This window comes from Bacteroides stercorirosoris, from assembly GCF_900142015.1.
GTDB lineage: Bacteria > Bacteroidota > Bacteroidia > Bacteroidales > Bacteroidaceae > Bacteroides > Bacteroides stercorirosoris.
Window position 1 is genome coordinate 269,788 of the sequence record NZ_FQZN01000001.1, and the last position, 23,597, is coordinate 293,384.

14 protein-coding genes are annotated in these 23,597 nt (G+C 45.7%); 7 read left to right on the forward strand and 7 right to left on the reverse strand.

The annotated features are described in order from the left end of the window. Positions 1 to 88 precede the first annotated feature (88 nt). From BUC01_RS00900 to BUC01_RS00910, 3 genes are read left to right on the forward strand one after another with little or no spacing between them, the layout of a single operon-like run. Positions 89 to 1,960 carry a DNA topoisomerase IV subunit B gene (locus BUC01_RS00900; protein ID WP_073312440.1) on the forward strand — a complete coding sequence of 624 codons (1,872 nt, stop codon included), beginning with the start codon at positions 89 to 91 and terminating at the stop codon, positions 1,958 to 1,960. After that, positions 1,957 to 2,412, forward strand: coding sequence for a pantetheine-phosphate adenylyltransferase (gene coaD, locus BUC01_RS00905; RefSeq protein ID WP_025830517.1), 456 nt, complete (start codon positions 1,957 to 1,959; stop codon positions 2,410 to 2,412). Before BUC01_RS00900 ends, coaD begins: the two co-directional genes overlap by 4 nt. Positions 2,413 to 2,443: 31 nt before the next feature. After that, the gene (locus BUC01_RS00910) at positions 2,444 to 4,066 is read left to right on the forward strand and encodes a S41 family peptidase (protein ID WP_025830516.1); all 1,623 of its coding nucleotides are present in this window, start codon (positions 2,444 to 2,446) and stop codon (positions 4,064 to 4,066) included. On the opposite strand, the gene BUC01_RS00915 is transcribed toward BUC01_RS00910, so the two are convergent. Beyond that, positions 4,063 to 4,665, reverse strand: a complete 603-nt coding sequence (locus BUC01_RS00915; protein WP_073312501.1) for a phosphatase PAP2 family protein — start codon at positions 4,663 to 4,665, stop codon at positions 4,063 to 4,065. The genes BUC01_RS00910 and BUC01_RS00915 overlap by 4 nt on opposite strands. Before the next feature lie 105 nt (positions 4,666 to 4,770). Between BUC01_RS00915 and BUC01_RS00920 the strand changes: the two genes are divergently transcribed. From BUC01_RS00920 to BUC01_RS00935, 4 genes are all read left to right on the forward strand, one after another. Further along, positions 4,771 to 5,688 carry a helix-turn-helix domain-containing protein gene (locus tag BUC01_RS00920; protein WP_025830515.1) on the forward strand — a complete coding sequence of 306 codons (918 nt, stop codon included), beginning with the start codon at positions 4,771 to 4,773 and terminating at the stop codon, positions 5,686 to 5,688. A 207-nt stretch (positions 5,689 to 5,895) separates the two neighbouring features. Next, complete coding sequence (locus tag BUC01_RS00925) at positions 5,896 to 6,600, forward strand: fumarate reductase (RefSeq protein ID WP_025830514.1); 705 nt, start codon at positions 5,896 to 5,898, stop codon at positions 6,598 to 6,600. 37 nt (positions 6,601 to 6,637) lie between these two features. Beyond that, complete coding sequence (locus BUC01_RS00930) at positions 6,638 to 8,617, forward strand: fumarate reductase/succinate dehydrogenase flavoprotein subunit (protein ID WP_025830513.1); 1,980 nt, start codon at positions 6,638 to 6,640, stop codon at positions 8,615 to 8,617. A 33-nt stretch (positions 8,618 to 8,650) separates the two neighbouring features. Further along, on the forward strand, positions 8,651 to 9,406 hold the full coding sequence (locus BUC01_RS00935; RefSeq protein WP_025830512.1) for a succinate dehydrogenase/fumarate reductase iron-sulfur subunit: 756 nt from the start codon (positions 8,651 to 8,653) through the stop codon (positions 9,404 to 9,406). Positions 9,407 to 9,570: 164 nt separating this feature from the next. Here the strand turns inward: BUC01_RS00935 and bglX are convergent, their stop codons facing one another. The 6 genes from bglX to BUC01_RS00965 all read right to left on the reverse strand — a co-directional run bounded on the left by bglX (position 9,571) and on the right by BUC01_RS00965 (position 22,924). After that, complete coding sequence (gene bglX / locus BUC01_RS00940) at positions 9,571 to 11,757, reverse strand: beta-glucosidase BglX (protein ID WP_139261777.1); 2,187 nt, start codon at positions 11,755 to 11,757, stop codon at positions 9,571 to 9,573. Positions 11,758 to 11,915: 158 nt separating this feature from the next. Next, positions 11,916 to 13,325, reverse strand: a complete 1,410-nt coding sequence (locus BUC01_RS00945; RefSeq protein ID WP_073312503.1) for a hypothetical protein — start codon at positions 13,323 to 13,325, stop codon at positions 11,916 to 11,918. Positions 13,326 to 13,331: 6 nt separating this feature from the next. After that, positions 13,332 to 14,879 (reverse strand): RagB/SusD family nutrient uptake outer membrane protein, encoded by a 1,548-nt coding sequence (locus tag BUC01_RS00950; protein ID WP_025830510.1) that lies wholly within the window; start codon positions 14,877 to 14,879, stop codon positions 13,332 to 13,334. Between the two features lie 58 nt (positions 14,880 to 14,937). Next, positions 14,938 to 17,958, reverse strand: a complete 3,021-nt coding sequence (locus BUC01_RS00955; RefSeq protein WP_139261778.1) for a SusC/RagA family TonB-linked outer membrane protein — start codon at positions 17,956 to 17,958, stop codon at positions 14,938 to 14,940. Between the two features lie 151 nt (positions 17,959 to 18,109). After that, entirely contained in the window at positions 18,110 to 20,527 is a 2,418-nt protein-coding gene (locus tag BUC01_RS00960) for a glycoside hydrolase family 3 N-terminal domain-containing protein (RefSeq protein WP_025830509.1), read from the reverse strand. Positions 20,528 to 20,617: 90 nt separating this feature from the next. Further along, positions 20,618 to 22,924: a glycoside hydrolase family 3 N-terminal domain-containing protein gene (locus tag BUC01_RS00965; protein ID WP_025830508.1), complete on the reverse strand. Its 2,307-nt coding sequence runs from the start codon at positions 22,922 to 22,924 to the stop codon at positions 20,618 to 20,620. Between the last annotated feature and the right edge of the window lie 673 nt (positions 22,925 to 23,597).

The window sequence follows — 23,597 nt, forward strand, 5'->3', positions numbered from 1 at the left end:
ACGGTTAGTGATTAGTGATTAGTGGTTAACTATCACGCCGCATGGCACTAATCACTAATCACCAATCACTAAACACTATATTAAACTTATGGAAGAAATCAACGGACTGATGCCCGAAGGTAATGTAGAATATACGGAAGACAACATTCGTCATCTTGACGACATGGAGCACATCCGTGTCCGTTCGGGCATGTATATCGGCCGTCTGGGCGACGGTACGCAGAACGACGACGGTATCTATGTATTGCTGAAAGAGGTAATGGACAACAGCATCGATGAATTCAAAATGGGTGCGGGTAAACGGATTGAGATAAACATTGAGGAGAATCTCCGCGTCAGTGTGCGCGACTACGGTCGTGGCATTCCGCAAGGAAAGCTGATTGAAGCGGTGAGCAAACTCAACACCGGAGGTAAGTACGACAGCAAAGCTTTTAAGAAGAGCGTCGGACTGAACGGTGTGGGTATCAAAGCCGTGAACGCGCTGAGCAGCCGTTTTGAAGTACGCAGTTACCGTGAAGGTAAGGTCCGTATTGCCATTTTCGAAAAAGGTAACCTCCAAAGCGACGTCACGGAAAGCTGCGACGAAGAAAGCGGAACCTACATCTTCTTCGAACCGGACAGCACGTTGTTCCTGAACTATTCCTTCCAAGCCAATTTCGTGGAAATGTTGCTGCGTAATTATACGTACCTGAATACGGGACTTTCCATCATCTACAACGGTCAGCGCATCATTTCACGCCACGGTCTGGAAGATTTGCTGAACGACAACATGACCGCACAGGGCTTATACAACATCATCCATCTGAAAGGAGAGGATATTGAGATAGCCTTTACACATACCAACCAATACGGCGAAGAATATTATTCCTTCGTCAACGGCCAGCATACCACCCAGGGCGGAACGCACCAGAGCGCGCTCAAAGAGCACATCGCCCGCACCATCAAAGAGTTCTACAACAAGAACCAGGAGTATGCCGACATCCGCAACGGTATCGTTGCCGCCATCGCCATCAATGTGGAAGAACCTCAGTTCGAGGGACAGACGAAAACCAAGCTCGGTTCTCCTTCCATGTCTCCCGGCGGTGTTAGCGTGAATAAATATGTAGGTGACTTCATCAAGACGGAAGTGGACAACTATCTCCACAAGAACCCGTTGGTATCGGAAGTTATGCTGCAAAAGATACAAGACTCCGAAAAGGAGCGCAAAGCCATTGCCGGCGTGACCAAGCTGGCGCGCGAACGTGCCAAGAAAGCCAACCTGCACAACCGCAAGTTGCGCGACTGCCGTTATCACCTCAACGACGGCAAAGGAAAGGATCAGGAAGCAGAGTCCTGCATCTTCATCACCGAGGGTGACTCCGCCAGCGGTTCCATCACCAAGAGCCGTGATGTGAATACGCAAGCCGTGTTCAGCCTCCGCGGTAAACCGTTGAACTCATTCGGGCTGACCAAGAAGGTGGTATATGAGAACGAAGAATTCAACCTGCTGCAAGCCGCCCTGAACATTGAGGACGGCATTGAAGGGCTGCGCTACAACAAGGTGATTGCCGCTACCGATGCCGATGTGGACGGTATGCATATCCGCCTGCTACTCATCACATTCTTCCTGCAATTCTTCCCGGACTTGATAAAGAAAGGGCATGTATATATATTGCAAACCCCGCTGTTCCGCGTGCGCAATAAGAAAAAGACCACTTATTGTTATACGGAAGAAGAACGGCAGAAAGCCATTGAGGAACTGGGGCCGAATCCCGAAATCACCCGCTTTAAGGGCTTGGGAGAAATCTCACCGGATGAATTCAGGCATTTCATCGGCAAAGATATGCGTCTGGAACAGGTCACCCTGCGCAAGACGGACCTCGTGAAAGAGCTATTGGAATTCTACATGGGTAAGAATACCATGGAACGGCAAAACTTTATTATCAACAATCTGGTTATAGAAGAAGATCTGGCATCATGAGAAGAGCAATCTTTCCGGGAACATTCGACCCGTTCACCATCGGCCATTCCTCAGTAGTGGCGCGCGCGCTGACTTTTATGGATGAAGTCGTTATCGGAATCGGTATCAACGAGAACAAGAACACCTATTTCCCCATCGAGAAGCGCGTGGAAATGATACAGGATTTCTACCGGAACGAGCCGCGCATCAAAGTATATTCTTATGATTGCCTGACGATTGATTTTGCCCAACAGGTGGATGCGCAGTTCATAGTCCGCGGCATCCGTACCGTGAAAGACTTCGAATACGAAGAAACCATTGCAGACATCAACCGCAAGCTGGCAGGTATCGAAACCATCCTGCTCTTTACCGAGCCTGAACTGACATGTATCAGTTCGACTACCGTCCGCGAACTGTTGCAGTTCGGCAAGGACATCAGCCAGTTTATCCCCGAAGGGATGGAAATTAAGTGATAGAGTGATTAAGTGATAAATGAAGAGAATAATGAAGAAACTTCTTATCTTGATGATATGTGTAAGTGCCATGGCTTCCATGCAGGCGCAAAAGATGGGCAATACAGCTGCCCGCAAGTTACAAATGGCCGAATTCGCTATTGCCAACCTCTACGTTGACTCGGTGGATGAGAATAAACTGGTGGAAGAAGCGATTATACGCATGCTGGCACAACTCGACCCGCACTCCACATACAACGATGCCGAGGAAGTGAAAAAGATGAACGAACCCCTGCAAGGTAACTTCGAGGGTATCGGCGTGCAGTTCCAGATGATAGAAGACACTTTATTAATCATACAACCCGTCAGCAATGGCCCTTCCGAAAAGGTGGGTATCCTGGCAGGCGACCGCATCATTGCCGTAAACGACAGCGCCATTGCCGGTGTGAAAATGTCTACAGAAGATATTATGGCACGCCTGCGCGGCCCGAAGGATTCGGAAGTGAAACTGACCATTGTCCGCCGCGGAGTGGACGATCCTTTGCTTTTCACCGTAAAGCGTGATAAAATACCCATTCTCAGCTTGGACGCTTCTTATATGATACAGCCGAAGACAGGCTATATCCGCATCAACCGCTTCGGTGCTACCACCGCCGAAGAGTTCACGGCTGCCCTCAAAGCATTGCAGAAACAAGGAATGAAAGACCTGATACTCGACCTGCAAGGCAACGGTGGCGGTTATCTGAACGCAGCCATCGACCTTGCCAACGAGTTCCTGCAACAGAAAGAACTTATCGTATATACTGAAGGAAGAACCTCACAGCGCAGCAATTTCTACGCCAGAGGTACGGGTAATTTCAAAAACGGACGTCTCATTGTGTTGGTTGACGAATATTCCGCTTCTGCAAGCGAAATCGTGACTGGTGCCATACAGGACTGGGACAGAGGAGTAGTTGTAGGCCGCCGGACTTTCGGTAAAGGCTTGGTTCAACGTCCCATCGACCTTCCCGACGGTTCCATGATACGACTGACTATCGCCCGCTATTATACCCCTTCCGGCCGTTGCATACAGAAGCCCTATGACCATACCGCCAATCTCGACGGCAGAGGCCTTAGGAAAGATGACGGGCAGGAGAAATACAATATGGAGCTGGTAGACCGCTTTAACCGCGGAGAGATGATGCATGCCGACAGTATTCACTTCCCCGACTCTCTGAAGAATTCCACCAAGAAACTGAAACGCACCGTATACGGCGGCGGCGGTATCATGCCCGACTACTTCGTGCCGATTGACACCACCCAATACACCGATTATCACCGCAATCTTGTAGCCAAAGGTGTAGTCATCAAAGCCACAACGAAGTATATCGAAAACCACCGGAAAGAATTGCAGGAAAAATACAAGAAGTTCGACTCCTTCAACAATAAGTTCGAGATAGACGAACAGATGCTTGCAGACATACGCGCTGCCGCTGACAAAGAGAAGATCGAGTTCAATGAAGAGCAATACAACAAATCATTGCCTCTGATAAAGACACAGCTGAAAGCCTTGATTGCCCGTGACCTGTGGGACATGAACGAATACTTCCAGGTGATGAACACCACGAACAACAGCGTCCAGCAAGCTCTCAAGATATTGAACGAGAAGATTTACGAGCAGAAACTACCGCTTTAATTGCCGAACAACCACTTGTTCAGCCAACGGTTCACATAGATATTTACTACTGCACATCCTGCCCCGATGGCTGCACCCGCCAGCACATCGGACGGATAGTGTACACCTTCGTTCATGCGCGATACCCCGACAGAACATGCCCATAGGGCAGATGGAGCGATTACATACCATTTCGGGTACTTCACGCAAAGCGAAGTTGCCAAAGCAAAAGTGGTAGCCGTATGTCCCGAAGGGAAAGAAGGACTGGTTTCATGACTATAAGCATGAACCCGGTCGGGATAACGGTCGAACGGACGTTCGCGGTCTATAAGATACTTCATGCCATAAGTCACCACAAAAGCACCGGCGACACTGGTTCCCACATATATGGCATCTTTCAATAATTCACGATCTTTCTTCACCCAGGCAGCCAGCGCCATTGCCACAGGAACCCCCACGGCAATGTAAGGTTCGGAACGCGAAATTATTTTATTATAATTACGAATGAATTTACCATCCCAACTATTTATTTTATGTAAAGTATTAATGTCCCAGTTCTGTGCGGAAATACTGAATACAACTAACGATGCAAAAAATACAAAAAAAATAGTCCTTTTCATGCAGTCTTTCTTATAGTTTGCTGCAAAGATAGCCGATTTTGTTAGAGTATTCATAAAAAAATTCTATCTTTGTTGCCATAATTTTAGTAATTTGCCATATATTTCATGACAAAAGACACTCTTTGCACACGGCAAGTAGATTGTAGTCTGTGCCCGAAAGTTTCTGAGGGGACGTTGGCATACCGCCAATATCCTCAAGGGCAGCATTTCTCTGCGGAGAAGTGTACACAAAACTGCATGATCTTTGTATTAAAGGGTGAGTTGCTGATAAATAGTAACGAATACCCTGGTACTACACTTCAAAGCAGACAATGTGTTTTGCAAGCTATCGGCTCGAAAATGGAGCTATTGGCATTGACCGATGTAGAATATATCGCTTATTGGTTTACGGAACTCCCTGTTCTATGCGAGGACCGCTATAAGGAGATTCTGGAACGCTCCGAAGCTCCATTGACCTACACACCCTTGATAGCCAACGCAAAACTGGAACGCTTGCTGCACGATATCGTCGATTATTTCAAAGAACAACCCACCGCTTGTGGAAAATACCTTGACCTAAAGCGTCAGGAACTGGTTTATATATTAACCTGCTATTATCCAATACGCCAGATAAGTACCTTCTTCTACCCCATCAGTACTTATACTGAAAGTTTCCATTATTTCATTATGCAGAACTACGACAAGGTGAAGAATGTGGAAGAATTTGCCCATTTGGGAGGTTATACCACCACTACATTCCGCCGCTTGTTTAAAAATATGTATAATGTACCTGTATACGAATGGATATTGGACAAGAAGCGTGAAGGCATCCTGAACGACTTGCAATTCACCAAACAACGTGTTTCAGTAATCAGTGCGCGATATGGTTTCGACTCTTTGTCCCACTTCGCCCATTTCTGCAAAGATTCCTTTGGAGACACGCCCCGATCCCTGCGGAAACGTGCCGCCAGCGGGGAGAAAATCACCATCATAAAGGAGAAAGGAGACGAGGGAGGAAGGGAACAAGGAGACAAGGAAGATTAATCGGCTCTTGCCCCCTTGTCTCCTTATCCCCTTACCAACTTGTTCCCTTGTTGCCTTGTCAACTTCTATCTCCTGTTTTAATTACGGAATTATTTCTTTAATTCCTTGTTTAATCAATGTATTTCTTCTATTTTTGCGGGAAATTAGCGGGAAACTCTAAGGAAAAGCAAATTTTCGAACTATTAAATAATTTAAATTCAATCATTTATGTGGTTAAGTAATTCATCTGTAGGAAGGAAAGTGGTGATGAGCGTTACCGGTATCGCCCTTGTCCTGTTTCTGACGTTTCACATGGCGATGAACCTGGTTGCATTAATCTCGGCAGAGGGATACAACATGGTTTGTGAGTTCCTGGGAGCAAACTGGTATGCCTTGGTGGCTACGGTAGGTTTGGCTGCCCTTTTCATCATTCACATCATCTACGCTTTCTGGCTGACGATGCAAAACCGCAAAGCGCGCGGTAACGAACGCTATGCTGTAGTAGACAAACCTAAGACTGTGGAATGGGCTTCTCAGAACATGCTCGTGCTGGGTCTTATCGTAATCGTAGGCTTGGGTCTTCACCTGGTTAACTTCTGGGCAAAGATGCAGCTCCCCGAGTTGATGCACAACATGGGTATGTATGCCGATGCAACTGCACTGGAATTTGCCGCTAACGGTGTTCATCACATTGAAAACACATTCAGCAATCCGGTATACGTAGTGCTTTACCTCATTTGGCTCGGCGCACTGTGGTTCCACCTGACTCACGGTTTCTGGAGCTCCATGCAATCCTTGGGTTGGAACAACAAAGTATGGATTAACCGTTGGAAATGCATTTCTAACATCTACTCCACTATCGTTGTTGTATGCTTCGCTCTGGTAGTTGTCGTATTCTTTGCAAAATCATTGATGTGCGGCGGTGCTTGCTAATTTGTAAATTGTAAAACGATTAAAATGTAATAGCATTATGACTAAGATAGATTCAAAAATTCCGGAAGGACCGGTGGCTGAGAAATGGACCAACTATAAAGCTCACCAGAAATTAGTTAACCCCGCCAATAAGCGTCGTTTGGATATCATCGTGGTAGGTACGGGATTGGCAGGTGCTTCTGCCGCCGCTTCACTCGGTGAAATGGGTTTCAGAGTATTCAACTTCTGTATTCAAGATTCTCCGCGCCGTGCACACTCCATCGCTGCACAGGGCGGTATCAACGCTGCTAAGAATTACCAAAACGACGGTGACTCTGTTTACCGTTTGTTCTATGATACTGTAAAAGGTGGTGACTACCGTGCCCGCGAAGCTAACGTTTATCGTTTGGCAGAGGTATCTAACGCCATCATCGACCAATGTGTGGCACAAGGTGTTCCCTTCGCCCGCGAATACGGTGGTTTGCTGGATAACCGTTCTTTCGGTGGTGCTCAGGTATCGCGTACGTTCTATGCCCGCGGTCAAACCGGACAGCAGTTGTTGCTGGGTGCATACTCTGCACTGAGCCGCCAGGTAAACGCAGGTACTGTGAAACTGTACACCCGTTATGAAATGCAGGACGTTGTCCTCATCGACGGACGTGCACGCGGTATCATTGCCAAAGACCTCGTTTCCGGTAAACTGGAACGTTTCGCTGCCCACGCAGTAGTGATCGCTACCGGTGGTTACGGAAATGCATACTTCCTGTCTACCAACGCTATGACTTGTAACTGTACGGCTGCCATATCTTGCTACCGCAAGGGTGCATGGATGGCTAACCCGGCTATGGTACAGATTCACCCCACTTGTATTCCTGTTCACGGTGACAAGCAGTCTAAACTGACTTTGATGTCAGAGTCTCTGCGTAACGACGGTCGTATCTGGGTTCCGAAGAAGAAAGAAGATGCCGTAAAACTCCAGAAGGGTGAAATCAAGGGAAGCGATATTCCTGAAGAAGACCGCGACTACTACTTGGAACGCCGCTATCCGGCATTCGGTAACTTGGTTCCGCGTGACGTTGCCAGCCGTGCCGCTAAAGAACGTTGCGATGCAGGTTTCGGTGTGAACAATACAGGCCTGGCAGTATTCCTCGACTTCTCTGAGGCTATCAGCCGCTTAGGTATTGACATCGTTCTTCAACGCTATGGTAACCTCTTCGATATGTATGAGGAAATCACTGACGTTAATCCGGGCGAACTGGCAAAAGAAATTGCCGGTGTGAAATATTATAATCCGATGATGATTTATCCGGCTATCCACTACACAATGGGTGGTATCTGGGTTGACTACGAACTGATGACTTCTATCAAGGGTCTGTTCGCTATCGGCGAATGTAACTTCTCCGACCACGGTGCAAACCGCCTCGGTGCTTCTGCATTGATGCAAGGTCTGGCTGACGGTTACTTCGTATTGCCTTACACTATTCAGAACTATCTGGCCGACCAGATTACAGTTCCTCGTTTCTCTACCGACCTGCCTGAATTCGCAGCAGCAGAGAAAGCTATCCAGGATAAGATTAACTGGATGATGAACATCAAGGGTAAGAAGTCTGTAGACTCTATCCACAAGGAACTGGGCCACGTGATGTGGGAATATGTAGGTATGGGTCGTACTGCAGAAGGCCTGAAGACCGGTATTGCCAAACTGAAAGAAATCCGTAAGACATTCGAGAAAGACTTGTTCATCCCCGGAGATAAAGAAGGTATGAACGTAGAGCTGGATAAAGCTATCCGCCTGTACGACTTCATTATCATGGGTGAGTTGGTTGCTTACGACGCTCTGAACCGTAACGAAAGCTGCGGTGGTCACTTCCGTGAAGAATACCAGACTGAAGAAGGCGAAGCAAAACGTGACGATGAAAACTTCTTCTACGTTGCTTGTTGGGAATATCAAGGTTCCGACGAAAAAGCTCCTGAGTTGCTGAAAGAACCGTTGGTTTACGAAGCAATCAAGGTACAGACTCGTAACTATAAGAGCTAATCGGGAAGTTGAACATTTAAAGAATTAAAGAAAATGGATAAAAATATAAGTTTCACACTGAAAGTATGGCGCCAGAAAGGCCCAAAGGCAAAAGGCGCTTTTGAAACATACCAAATGAAAGATATCCCCGGTGATACTTCATTCCTCGAAATGCTGGATATCTTGAATGAACAACTGATTTCTGAAGGTAAAGAACCGGTTGTATTCGATCATGACTGTCGCGAAGGTATCTGCGGTATGTGTTCGCTCTACATCAACGGACATCCGCACGGTCCTGCAACAGGTGCTACTACTTGTCAGATTTACATGCGCCGTTTCAATGATGGCGATACTATTACTGTTGAGCCGTGGCGTTCTGCCGGCTTCCCGGTAATCAAAGATTTGATGGTAGACCGTACAGCTTACGATAAGATTATGCAAGCCGGTGGTTATGTCAGCATACGTACAGGTTCTCCTCAGGATGCCAACGCCATCCTGATTCCGAAGCAGATTGCTGACGAAGCTATGGACGCTGCTGCATGTATCGGTTGCGGCGCTTGCGTAGCTGCATGTAAGAATGGTTCTGCCATGTTGTTTGTTTCTGCCAAAGTTAGCCAGTTGAACTTGCTGCCGCAAGGTAAACCGGAAGCATTGCGCCGTGCAAAAGCTATGTTGAGCAAGATGGACGAACTCGGATTCGGTAACTGTACCAACACCCGCGCTTGCGAAGCCGAATGTCCGAAAAACATTTCTATCAGCAACATCGCGCGTTTGAACCGCGACTTCATCATCGCAAAACTGAAAGACTAAATAGCCCTTTCTACATTTGATTAATAGCACAAGAACTCCTCTACCGGGAAACTGGTAGGGGAGTTCTTTTTATGCAAGCCTGGGAAGTTACTTTCGCTTCTCCTTATATTCAGTCTGTTTCATCCTGCTGAAAATCTCCTGAGACCTTGCTATCTGTTCCAGATTCATTTCAATGATATAATTGCCTTCTTCACCTCCTTCGAATTAGTCCCTATCATTATCTCAAATTTACCAGGCTCCGTAACATATTTCAAGTTTCTGTCCATAAAGCTAAAATCTGATGATGAAAGAATAAACGTCACTTCTTTTTCTTCACCCGGATTTAGTTCTATCTGCTGAAATCCCTTCAACTCTTTAACAGGACGTGTTACGGAGGCCACCAGATCGCGGATATAAAGCTGTACAGTCTCCTTTCCTCTACATGTTCCGGTGTTTTTCAATTTCGCAGACACCCGGATCGTATCCTCCATTGCATATACATTGGCAGAAGTCTTAGGCTCCGACAACTGAAATGTAGTGTAGCTCAACCCGTAGCCAAACGGATAAGCAGGTTCAAAATCAATATCCTGATACCGGCAAGAATAAGCAACCGTTTTACTTTCCGGCCTTCCGGTACTTTTATAATTATAATAGACAGGAATCTGTCCCACATGTGCAGGGAAAGTCATAGGCAGTTTACCGGAAGGATTATAATCACCCGAGATGATATCAGCTATGGCGTTCCCACTTTCGGTTCCCAACCACCAGGTCAAGAGAATTGCATCGGCATGAGGCTCCATATCATTAAAAATCATTGGCCTACCGCCCATCAGTAAAACAATAACCGTCTTACCCGTCTTCTTCAACTCTTTCACCAGCAATTGCTGATTGGCATTAATGGCAATGTCAGCCCTTGACTTTGCCTCTCCACTCTGATTAAATCTTTCGCCAACAGCCACTACTATAACATCGGCGCGATTGGCAGCCGCACGGGCTTCAGAAAGCCGTAAATCATTTGTTTCCAAATCATATCCATCAGCATAATTGACCGTTACATTGGGAAAACGTCTTTTCAAGCCCTCATACACGGTCACGACTTCTTTCTCTACACCTTCATTCGCCCAAAAGCCCATCATATCCTTTTGAGAATTAGCCAAAGCTCCTATCAATGCAATTCTTCTGCAAGACAGAGATAAAGGAAGTGCTTGCCTCTCATTCTTCAATAGGACAACGGACTTTCTTCCGGATTCCCGGGACAAATCCCTGAGACGGGTGCTCAATACGGTTTTCTTTTCCCGTTCTTCGTCACAATAACGGTATGGATCATCAAAAAGTCCGAGTTGAAACTTCTTCAACAAAATACGCTTTACCGCTTCATCAACATATTTAATGTCCACAACGCCCTCTTCCACCAACTCTTTCAGATGTTTATGATAAGCTCTCGACTCCATATCCATATCACATCCTGCATGAATAGCAATCTCTGCCGATGCCTTCAGGTCGGATGCATATCCATGGGCAACCATTTCTTTGACCGATCCCCAATCGGAAACAATAAACCCGCTGAAAGCCCATCCTTCTTTAAGGATATCGCGTTGTATATATGCATTTCCCGTAGCCGGAATACCGTTTATGTCATTAAAGCTATTCATAAAAGTAGCCACACCGGCATTTGCCGCTGCCCGAAAAGGAGGCAGATAAGTATCGTGTAGCGTCAGATCAGAAATGTCTACTGTATTGTAGTCTTTACCTGCAATGGCCGCCCCGTAAGCCGCAAAATGCTTGGCACAAGCCATTACCGTATGAGTATCCGCCAGATCATCTCCCTGAAAACCCCTTACCCGTGCTTCGGCCACTCTGCTACCATACCAGGTATCTTCACCCGCTCCTTCCATAACACGCCCCCAGCGTGCATCACGGGTTATATCTACCATCGGAGCAAAAGTCCAGTGAATACCTTGTGCAGAAGCTTCCTCCGCAGCACCGGCTGCTGTTCTTTCCATCAAATCCAAATCAAAGCTTGCCGCTTCACCTAAGGGAATAGGATAGATGGTGCGCAGACCATGAATAACATCCTGCCCGAATAACAATGGAATACGGAGGCGGGACTGCATGGCATAATTCTGCATCTCGCGCGTATATTTCACCCCCTTAATATTGAGCATGGCTCCGACTCTGCCCGCCTTGATCTGCTCTATTTTAGTAGAATCCTCCACCACCGGCCCTGTTGCCTGCCAGTTGCCGGTATATTGGTTTAACTGCCCGATTTTCTCATCCAGTGTCATCAGACTGAGTACAGAATCGACCTTCGAGCTATAGTCGTACATAGAGTTATTTCCCGACTGGGCACTACATGCCGGCCAACACATCATTAATACAAAGAATACTCCTGTATTTCTGTATAAGCAAACTCTTTTATTCGTAATAAACGCCATAGATAAAAATGATTTATTGAATAGAACCGTTTCAACTTTAATTTGTCCTAAAGCCGAAACGGTTCTTATATGAATACCTATCAAAATCCAACTATTTACTTCTGCGAATCAAAGTAACGAGTGAGCGTGTAAGCCTGCTTGTTTACTTTCTCCATTCGTCGCAATAAAGGTAACCAGGGAGAATATTCGCTGTCTACAATTCCTTTGTTGGAATCCCTGTTGGAAGGGTCTGTTGTCAAATCCTCCGGATCATTATCCTGATACCTGAACCAGTGCCACCCTACCGAGTATGGATTGCGGAGCAACTGCAAACAGAAGTTTTCGTAAAAGATCCCCCGGTCATCCTGAGTCGGTACATTCCATCCCGCACCGGTTGCATTGGGCAAACCGGAATCTTCTCCTTTCACATACCATTCGGTAATCAGAAAAGGTTTGCCCGACCATTCTCCCCAGTTATTCATCCGTTCCTGTTCCGGCTGCCACTGGCGGTAATGATTAATAGAAATAATATCCATATACTTACCTGCTACCTTAAAGATAGCCGGATTGGTAAGTTCCTGATTCTTATCCTGATTAAACCGGCATCCGAGATACATGTGATTAGGATCTATACGGCGCAGCACCGAAGTCACTTTCTGCATATACGTCTCGAAGAAGAAGGCGGAAAATGCAAGACGGTCTTCCTCGGTAATATCCGCCACGGTTGCTTCCTTCCCTTTTCGCTCATCCAGCCATTTCCGTGCTGCCAGGTACCCCGGTTCATCTTTAGCCAGAAAGTTAAGATGGCGGTCCAGTGCGTCAGTATACCAAGGCAATTCATTGTCTGTAAAATAGCCTAACAGGTAAGGATCGTCTTTATACCGTGCCAATGGAGCAAGGGCCTGCTCTACATATTTGTCAAACTCATCATCGAATACCATAGGCAGATTGAACCGGTAGCCCTGCCAGCTAGCCACCTTATAAGTACCTCCATATTTCTTCACATGCTCATGCTTGTAGTTTCCCATAGGGTTGACAATCAGTGTATAAACCAATGGAGTTTGACTGGTACGGATATCTTCCACTGCCGACCAGGCTCCGGCGCCATTAAATCCATACGAACGTAACATTTCCGTCTCTGCCTTCACCCACTGGGCACGCGTACCGAATTTTTCCTGAAATGCAAGCTGTTGCTTCTTCGAAGTTCCAGGCCCAAATGCTACCACTGCCCGGTGATGGAACAGATACCCTTCGGGATCAATAATCCACCATCGCCCATTAATCTTCTCTGTGCGGAAAAAGCCGGTTGCCTCCTGGCGGTCCGTCTTATATCCTCCGAACACAGACAGGGCCGGTTCCTTTTTCTTTTTGAATCCTTTCAGGTTATCCACAGTATGCGCCTCGTAAGGTGTCCAGTTCTCTACAGTGCTGTTGGCACGTGTCTGTACCCGGACAGTTTTACCAGACTGGGCAAACAGCACTGAAGAAGCAAAAAGAGATAACAAGAGTGTGGTTACTATTTTCATACTCATTTAATATTGCGGATTCTGCGGGAAAGTTCCCATTGCATCTATCTGTGCCTGCGGAATCGGCCAACGCACCATATAATCTTTCATTGTCGTACCCTGAATACTACTGGTTGTACTGCCGAAACGATGGTATTTATTCACCTGTTCCACCAACTTGCCAATACGCTTGAGGAAGAACCAACGCTTGCCTTCAAAGCACAACTCACGCGCATATTCATCCATGATGGCCTGAAGATCAATGGTAGTAGCCTCTTCAAGTCCGGCACGCAGACGTATGGCATTGAGATATTCCAGTGCTTTTTCCGTATTTCCTTTCCGCCAATGTGCTTCGGCACCCAAAATATAGGTATCCGCCAGACGATAAGCAATGAACGGCTTGTAGGACAAGGCACGTTTGGCGGGTTTGCTCAAATCCCGGTATTTCATCAGGCTCCATGTGTACTGGCGCAGCTGAGTAGAATACGGGGGATCACCCGGTAATTTCTTTTCATAATAGGCAGAAGCGGGATTGTTTCCGTACAGCGTATCCGGATAGAAATAGAACTGTAAGCGCTTATCTTTATCCTTGTCATACAATGAACGGAGATACCCATTCGGATACGTCCATCCATAAGCGTTTCCACCATAGTTGGCTTCCTCAATGATAGGTGCTACAGGATCTCCCGGAATGGTGATTTCATAGAAACGGGCTTGGAAACAAGCTCCCAACACATGACCATCACCTCCAGCCAGTGTATGGCTGCCTCCGGATACCTCGTCGAACTGCCACGCCATCAGGCTCTCGCTATGGTTTACATTATTGCCGAATATTTCGCTGATACCTACCAGCTTATGGTGTCCGCCTGTAATTATCGCATCAGCCTGCGCTGCTGCCATAGTGTAATCTTCCTGCCACATAGCCGACTCAGCACGCAACTGACGAGCAAGGCCCAATCCGATAATTCCCGGATCTACTTTATATTGCAAGTGCTTGATGGCATAATCAAGGTCGCGGTCAATAAAGGCATATACATCCTTCTGGCTGGCCGGTTTATATTCTACTTCGTCAAACGCATTGTCCGGAGTAGTCGGTATGCTATCCAACAAAATATTGTCATAAGTAGAAATCAGCCTGAGGTACGCCCAGGCACGAATCACACGAGCTTCCGAAACGATTCGCTCACGGGTTTCAGTCTGCATACTGATGCCGGGTGCGGCATCAATAATGGCGGAAGCACGATCAATCATCTGATAGGGACGGTTCCACATCTCGACCGGCATAGCGTTCGCACGCATATTGGAACGATACATTTCCGCTTCATTCCACGTACGCACCATAGCCAGGTCGGTGGCGCAATAAAACCAGTAAGCTCCGCGTGCATCCGAATCATTGAAACGGAAAAAGCGGCGAGAGAGGCCATATAGTCCATTCAGACCGATTTCCAGTCCTTCTTCGCTCTCATAGAGCGTTGAACTATTAATCTTGTCGAACTGTGTTTCTTCCAGCCAGGAATCACAAGAGGTATTGACTACCAGTAATCCGATGATAAGAAATAATATATAATTTTTCATTATGGTTATATCATTAAAATGTTGAATGTATGAAATTATATCTCTGATTGCCTTCCGATCAGAAACCAAGCTGCAAACCGAAAGTCAATGTACGGGCTTCGGGATACTTATCAGCGGGCTGTTCGGGACTGTACGACTCATAATCTGTCAATGTTAACAGGTTTTGTCCGGTAAAGTAGAACCTTACATTGCTCAAACGCATTTTTGCAAGCCATGCCTTCGGCAGGGTATATCCTATCGTTATGTTCTGCATACGTACATAAGAGGCATCCTGACGGGCTATACTTCCCATTTCGAGAGCTCCATTGGTTGTGGGCCGCGGGAAGTTACCGGTAGGATTTTCCGGTGTCCAGTAATTCACCTTCACACCGTTGAATACTGCACGCATATTACCACCATAATTATAATCTGCCAGGAACGGATTGTATTTGGTTATTCCCTGTACAGTATAGATATCCATGGAGAAGTCAACATTCTTATATCTTACCGATGCATTGAAAGAACCATTCCACTTAGGGAATTGTGAAACCAGTATTTTGTCATCATCGTCCAGCTTGCCGTCGCCCGTGCGGTCTACTATTTTAATGTCGCCGGGTTGAGCATTGGGTTGTGCTGATTTAGGAATCTCATCAATCTCGTCCTCCTGCCAGATACCGGCTACTTCGTATATTTTGGAGACATTGATAGGCTGTCCGATATACCAGTTATTGATAGGATAATCATCTTCTTTGCCATCACCATCCAGGTCACCGAACAGTTTTATGATTTTATTACGGTTGCGTGCAAAAGTCATTCCCAATTGTACATCCCAATCCTGACTCTTTACCACAACACCTTCCAACTGTATTTCAAGACCTCTGTTCTGAATCTCTCCGATATTGTCCTTGATGGTGGAATATCCGGTAACCGAACTGATAGACCGGTCTATCAGCAAATCTTTTGTACGGGTATTATACCATTCCACAGTACCGGACAAACGATTATTGAAGAATCCAAAGTCCACAGCCAGGTTCAAGGTTGTAGAAGTTTCCCACTTCAGCTTAGGATTCGAGAGAACAGCTCCCGGCGTATATCCTGTCAGTTTCTTCGTGGTGTAATAATCCCACTGGTCGGCAGATGCAATACTACCATAAGGCTGTATAGCTTCATTTCCTACACTACCATAGCTACCGCGTAACTTCAGGTTCGTAAGTTGTTCGAAGTTTTGCATAAACTCTTCCTGATACACATTCCATCCCAATGCCATGGCAGGAAAAACAGCCCATTTGTTTTGAGCGCCGAACACAGATGAACCGTCACGGCGTCCGCTTATGGTTACATAGTATTTCGAAGCGAAATCATATTGCATACGCAGAGCGGTAGAAACAAGACGGCGTTGAGACGCGCTTAAAGTAGGTATAACTTTCCCGGCCGCTTCAATGCCATAGACACCCAATAAGTCATTCGGAATTAGCGATCCATCCATCTGATTGGAATGTTTGTTACGCTCATTCCAGCTCTGAATCAACGTACCGGATACGTGATGTTTGCCAAACTGATTATCATACGAAAGGATGTTATCAAGCGTCCACTCATTCTCATCCTGATTTTTAATAGTGCCACTTCCCATACCAGTGTAACTTCCTGCCTTCGAATTGGCTGTACTATAAGTTTCTACTTTTGCATTCCAGCTACGACGGCTCACATTCAGTCGATAGGTCAGTCCCTTAAAAATCTTGAAGTCGAAGAAAAGATTTACCAGGTCATTACGGCTTTTGGTGGTTGATGTTTTTTCCTGCAAGTCAATCAGCGGATTCCAGTTCTCCTGCAATCCGGTAGGGTGCATATTAAGGTTACCCTCAGCATCATAAACCGAGCCTAAAGGTGAACAGGTTACAGCATCACGCAACAGGCCGGCTACCCCCGGATCATTCTTGGTCGAAATGCTCAGGCTGGTATTTAAACCGACTTTAAGCCAACGGGTAATCTCCTGATCGAGATTAAAGCGAAGCTGCCCCTTTATAAAATCCGTAGCAGGCACCACACCGGTTTGCTTCATAAAGTTACCACTCACAAATACCTTTGTTTTCTCACCCCCTCCGGTCACCGTAAGGTCATGATTCTGAATAGTACCGGTACGCATCAACTCTTTCTGCCAGTCAATGAACTGTCCATTCTGGATAGATTCGAGCTCCAATTGGCTGAATACATCAGAATCGGCACCATACTGGTTATTATTGGTGGTGCGGTAAGCCTCACGTTTATACTGTATAAATTCTTCAGGTGTATAAACATCAAAGTTACGGTCGACGTTTTGGATACCGTAATACCCCTGATAACTTACACGCGCCTTTCCCGCTTCTCCTCTTTTGGTAGTAAGCAATATGACACCATTTGCTGCACGTGCACCATAGATAGCCTGAGCGGCAGCATCCTTCAGAATTTCCACAGATGCAATATCATTCGGATTCACATCATTAATGGAACCGATCACCACTCCGTCAGCTACGACAATAGGAGTAGTTCCTCCCGAAATAGAGTTTGTACCACGTATCTGTATATTCGAACTACCACCGGGGCCGGCATTTTCTGAAGTTGTAATTTTCAAGCCGGCAGCTCGTCCGCGAAGCATTTCACCAATATCCAGGGTGGCGGCTTTCGTCATTTTATCTGTCTTTATCGTGGTTACAGAGCTGATCACATCACTCTTCTTCATCACTCCATATCCCACTACCACCACATCATCAAGGGTATTTGAATCTTCCTGCAATTTTACAGTGAAATGGTTCTTTCCGTTTATCGCAATCTCTTGTGCATGAAAGCCGATGTAAGAAATCTGTAAGGTTCCTTGCAAAGGTGCATTCAGTGAGAATTTACCGTCAAGATCCGTAATCACACCTATAGACGAGGATCCTTTCAGTACTACATTCGCGCCAATCAGTGGTTCGCCTTTATCATCGGTCACCAGACCGGTGATCTGCTGGTTGGCCGTTCCGGATGAAATGTTCTGTGCAGAGAGTGGCATCGCAACGATGACCAACACAGCACACATAAGAAGATAAACATAAGTTCTCTTCACAAATGTAAAAAGTGTATTCATAATTAATTGTGTATTAATCAAATTTTCAGTATTAGTTTCTCTACTCATAAACTCAAACGAGCTTTTTAATCAGTTTCATTGTTTCTCATGGTTATAAATTTAAGATAAATAATGGGATTAATTTATAGTATTGAACGTTCATTATACAGTTTCAGGGTTGCATCATTTCAAACTTTCCTTTCAGTCGGATGTCTTCGGAACTGCTACCAATCAGGACTTCAAACTCACCCGGCTCTACGATCCAGTGCATATCCTTGTCAAGCATTTCCAGATCTTCGGGAAGAAGGGTGAAATGAATACGCCTGGTTTCCCCCGATTGCAAGGTAACCCGTTGGAAACCTCTCAACTGAGAATCATAGGTAATCACGGAACTTAACTTATCACGCACATACAACTGCACTACTTCATCACCCGCCCGCTGTCCGGTATTTGTCAGATCCATAGATATTTCTATCTTCCCCTGCACTCCCTGTCTGTCAGGAGTAATATGCAAATTCTTATATTCGAAAGTGGTATAACTCAATCCATATCCGAAAGGATAAAGAGAACCTACTACCGCTGTTTTGCCATAGCCGTTGGGACCGTCACCCGGTTGCCCGGCATGTGAACCCGGCTTGAAGGGAAAGTTCAGTTCAATCTGTCCCAGAGTCTTAGGAAACGTTACCGGCAACTTTCCTCCGGGATTATATTCTCCGAAAAGAGTTTCTGCTATCGTCTGTCCGCCGATGGAATTTGGGAACCAGGCTTCAAGAATAGCAGGTATGTAGCGATTCTCCCAATTAATGGTAAGCGGTTGTCCGTTAATAAGCACCAGAACAATAGGTTTCCCGGTTTCGTACAAAGCCTGCAAAAGTTGTAGCTGGCGTCCGGGCAAACCCAATCCTGTGCGCGATTTACTTTCGCCTACTCGGTGTTCGTCCTCACCCAATACGGCAATTACCACATCACTCCGGCGAGCTTTCTCCACAGCTTCCTGAATTTCCAGGCGTTCTTCCTCCGTCAAAGGAGTCGGAATGATTTCACTTTCCGGCCAAGTGGCATCCACTACTTCGCATCCTTTGGCATAATGTACGGTTGCCGCCTGTCCGACGTAATCTCTGACACCCTGCAACACGTGGATTACCTGCAAATTCTGCGGCCCATAGCGGCTGACATAAGCGGTAGTATCCGTAGCTAAAGGACCGGTAACCAAAATGTTCCGAAGATTACTCAATTGAAGAGGCAAGAGATTGGCTTCATTTTTCAATAGCACCAGTGATTCTCTGCCCATCTGTTTCTCAAACTCTCTGGTATCAGGTGAAGCTACAATCTTGTCAGCAGCTTTCGTATCCGTGACATACGGACTGTCAAAAAGCCCTAAGCGGAATTTAACCCGCAACACATCTGCTACATTCCGATCCAGTGTCTGCATGGACACACTTCCTTCTGCAACCAGTTCACGCAAGGGCAATACGAAATCGGAAGGTTGCGTAAAATTCGTTTTCACGTTGAGTCCTGCTTCTACCACTTGTTTCACTGCTCCTTTCATGTCCTGAGCCACACGGTGCTTGCTATAGACAAACTCAACTGCTTCACTGTCGGAAACGACATAACCGTCGAAACCATATTTTTCTCTCAGCAACTCAGTCAGGAAATAATAACTGCCGGATACGGGAATACCGTCCCAATCATTATAACTGCTCATCACTCCCATCGGATGAACCTCGCGTATAATCTTCCTATAAGGATAAAGATGCAACTGGTGCATTTCGCGGGGAGCGACATGCGGGTCGGTACGTGCATGCCCATCACGTCCACCTTTGGGGACACTGTACACAGCAAAATGCTTCAACGTTGCAGCAACTCCCTGCGACTGGATGCCAGCCACCATTTCCTTGCCCAATGTGGCTACATGAAAAGGTTCTTCACCGTAACATTCCAGTACGCGCCCCCAGCGCGGATCGCGTGCCAAGTCCAGAATAGGAGCATATACATTGGTGTACCCCAAAGCTTTAGCTTCACGACCTACAATCTCTCCCGCCTGTCTGACAAGAGCAGCATTCCAGGTGGAACCGATGGAAATGGGAGCAGGAAGCGGAGTCGCGCGGTCGTGATTGAGTCCATGAATCCCTTCGTTGCTGAAATCAACGGGAATACCAAGGCGTGTTTCTTCAATAAACCAGCGTTGCACTGTATTAATGGCTTCAGCATGCTTACTGAAAGGGTACGAATATTGAGTCTTTACAAGCCCATTGAGATGTTCGTCGATATTGGCAATACCATCTTTCCATAATTCCTGTTTCCAAGCAGGGGTAGGCAGTTCGTCTTTAGCAACTCTCTTATATCCATATAAGGTAGCTAATTGACAGGTTTTCTCCTCAACGGTCATCTGCGAAAGCAAATCGACAATGCGGGCTTCGATGGGAGCCGTCGGAGTTTCGTAGATGTCTTTCTTCCCGTTTTTATTCAGATCTATCCAGTCTTTATGATAGATCGTTTTAGACTTTTGCGCCAGTACCGGTTGAGATACAAAGGCACTTAGAAAACAAGCGATACTTATTATAATCAGTTTTTCAGTAGGTGTTCTCATAGACTTATTTATTGTTTTTATTTTCGGCAAAGATATGGGGGGAGAGGGACTTGCTACTCCCCCAATTCATCTAAAAAGGTGCACTATTCATCATTTTATGGTAAACAACTCCCTTTGCAGGTCAATATCACGGGAAGAATTCCCGATCATAACCTCGAACTCACCTTTTTCCACACCATAGTTCATATCGATATCGTAAAAACTAAGTTCTTTGGCGGTGATATTAAAAGTGACTGTCTGGCTTTCTCCGGGTTGCAAAGTAATTTTATGAAAGCCTTTGAGCTCTTTCAATGGACGTACTACCGAACTGTAGCAATCGCGTATATACATCTGTACCACTTCCGTTCCGGCTCTTTCACCTATATTCCGGACTTCAACAGAAGCACACAGGGTATCCTGTTCGTTTATCGACTTGGCAGATAACTTCACAGGGCTAAATTCAAAAGAAGAATAATTCAATCCATATCCAAACTCAAACAGATTAGTACTTTTTCCCGTACCGTACGGGAACCATTTGCTCGTTTGCTTGTGGTTATAATAAGTCTGAACCTGACCGGCAGAACGGGGAATAGTGATGGGAAGCTTTGCTTCAGGGTTCACTTTCCCGTATAAGATTTCCGCAACAGCCTGTCCGCCGAAGGGACCAGGCTCCCAAGCCTCAACCAATGCAGGAATATTTTCAGCAATCCACTCAGTGCTTAACGGACGACCGTTGACCAATACAACAATAGTGGGAACTCCAGTTGCATAAATTTCTTCCACCAACTGTTGTTGCAAACCTACCAACGACAATTCATAACGGTCCACATTCTCACCGCAAGTTTTGTCTTTCCACATATAGCGCATGGAGTTCTCACCCACCACTACAATAGCCAGATCGGCTTTTCGGGCTCTGTCTTTCGCTTGCAAGACACGAGATATTTCCATAGTACGCAAATTGGTGGCAAAAGGGAAGAAATCAAAGTCAGTCTGGGGAGAAACCATTCGCAATCCCTCAATGACTGTAGTCACACAGGAGTCCGGCTGTTCAAAAGCCCAGTCACCCAAAATAGTCTGGTTGTCAGCATTGGGACCGGTTACAAAAACCTTTTTATAACGGTCGCCATCCAAAGGAAGCAGATTATTATCATTCTTCAGAAGCACAATACTTTTTCTCGCCATTTCGAGTGCTGTTTCACGATGTTCGGCACTGAACAGAACTTGGGAGACTTTCTTTTCATCTATATAAGGATTCTCAAACAAGCCCAGTTTGAATTTGGCAGTTAGTATCTTGCTGACGGCATCATCTACGCGGCTCATGGGGAGTTCCTTTTCATTAACCAGTTCTATAATGGCATCCGCAAACTCAGGACCATGCATGTGCATATCCATCCCGTTCTTCACGCTTTGCAGATATGCGTCTTTCAGCGTAGCGGCGGTGCGATGCTTTTCGTGCACCTGCTCAATATCCATCCAGTCGCTCACTATGAACCCGTTGAATTTCCAGGTATCTCTCAGGATATCCTTCATCAGGTATTTACTGGTATGGCAGGGCACTCCGTTAAGTTCATTATGTGCCATCATGAAAGTATATGCGCCGGCATCCAAACAGTCTTTAAAAGGAGGCATGAACACTTCGTGCAATGTACGGTCGGAGATATCGCAAGGAGCACCATTGATGCCATTGACAGGTTGGCTTCCACCGATAAAGTGTTTGGTACAGGCCAGTACTTTATCCTGTCCGGTAAAGTCACTTGTCTGAAGTCCTCTGACAGTAGCCGCTCCCATCTGTCCTACAAGAAAAGGGTCTTCACCAAAGGTCTCTCCCACCCGTCCCCAACGGGCATCACGAGCCACTTCTACATTGGGAGTAAATGCCCAATGAGTACCGGTGGCACGCATTTCAAGGGCAGTCTGTCGAGAGGCTTTTTCAGCCAGTTCCGGTTCGAAGGTTGCAGCCTGTCCGATGGGAGTAGGATAAATGGTAGCTCCTCTGTAGAGTCCGGTACCATGAATGGCATCAATGCCGATGAGTAAAGGGATTTTAAGGCGCGATTGCATGGCATACGATTGTAATCGATTGGCTTCTTCACTGGTAATTACATGCAGAAAAGATCCGATAAGCCCTTGTTTGGTCATTTCAATCAGTTCGGTAGAATGCAGATCAGGATAAAATCCTTTGGCATGGCTTTTCTTCATTTCCTCCACCGTCATGTCTTTTTCGGCAGCTTTCATGTGTTCTATACCTACGTATTGTGACATCTGTGCTACTTTCTCCTGCAATGTCATACGGTTCATCAAATCATTTACCCTTTTCTCCACAGGTTGGGAAGCATCCAGATAAAGCGGATCTTTATTCTTATCGGAGCACGCTGAAAAGAAAATCGGCAGCATCATAACTAATAAATAAATTCTCATATATAATAAAGGTATTAAATTTATCCGACCTTACATAAGCCATTCGATTTACAGTTGCAAATGTAGCGGGAAGGGAAAAGAAAGAGGTACATTATACGTCATTCCAGGTGCACAGATGTTCATATATTGCCTTCTACAAGGCTTATATGATACAAAATGCGGTGTAACCATTAAGATCACACCGCATTTTTATTTTTTCCCAATTATATACTTTAATGTACTAATTTTAATTCTATCTGTTTATATCTTATTTCAATAGGGAAATCTTTTGGGTTTCCCTATTTTTATGCCCGTTTTCAAGTGAATCAAAGAATTTTGTTAAAGAATCCTAAGTGGATAACACTTGAGATTGGATTTGGGTATAATTCGCCAAAGTAGTTTTCATGGTAGTAAAAACCAAGTGTTCCAAGTATCGTACTGGAGACACTTGGTTAATGTTTAAATGAGCAATATTAATTTGTCTTAAATAAAGGTCAAATACCCAAGTTGAATTGAAGTATTTGACCATAAAGATAAATGTTTCATAATAATTGTTATATCAACCTTGATTTGTAAGGGCACTCTGATATATAATTTTGATAGTTCATAAAAGGACTATCAAAAATAAAATGAAAAATAGAATCATATTCATTATTAAACTATTAGAGATAGTCCTAATAGTTTTAGAAATGTT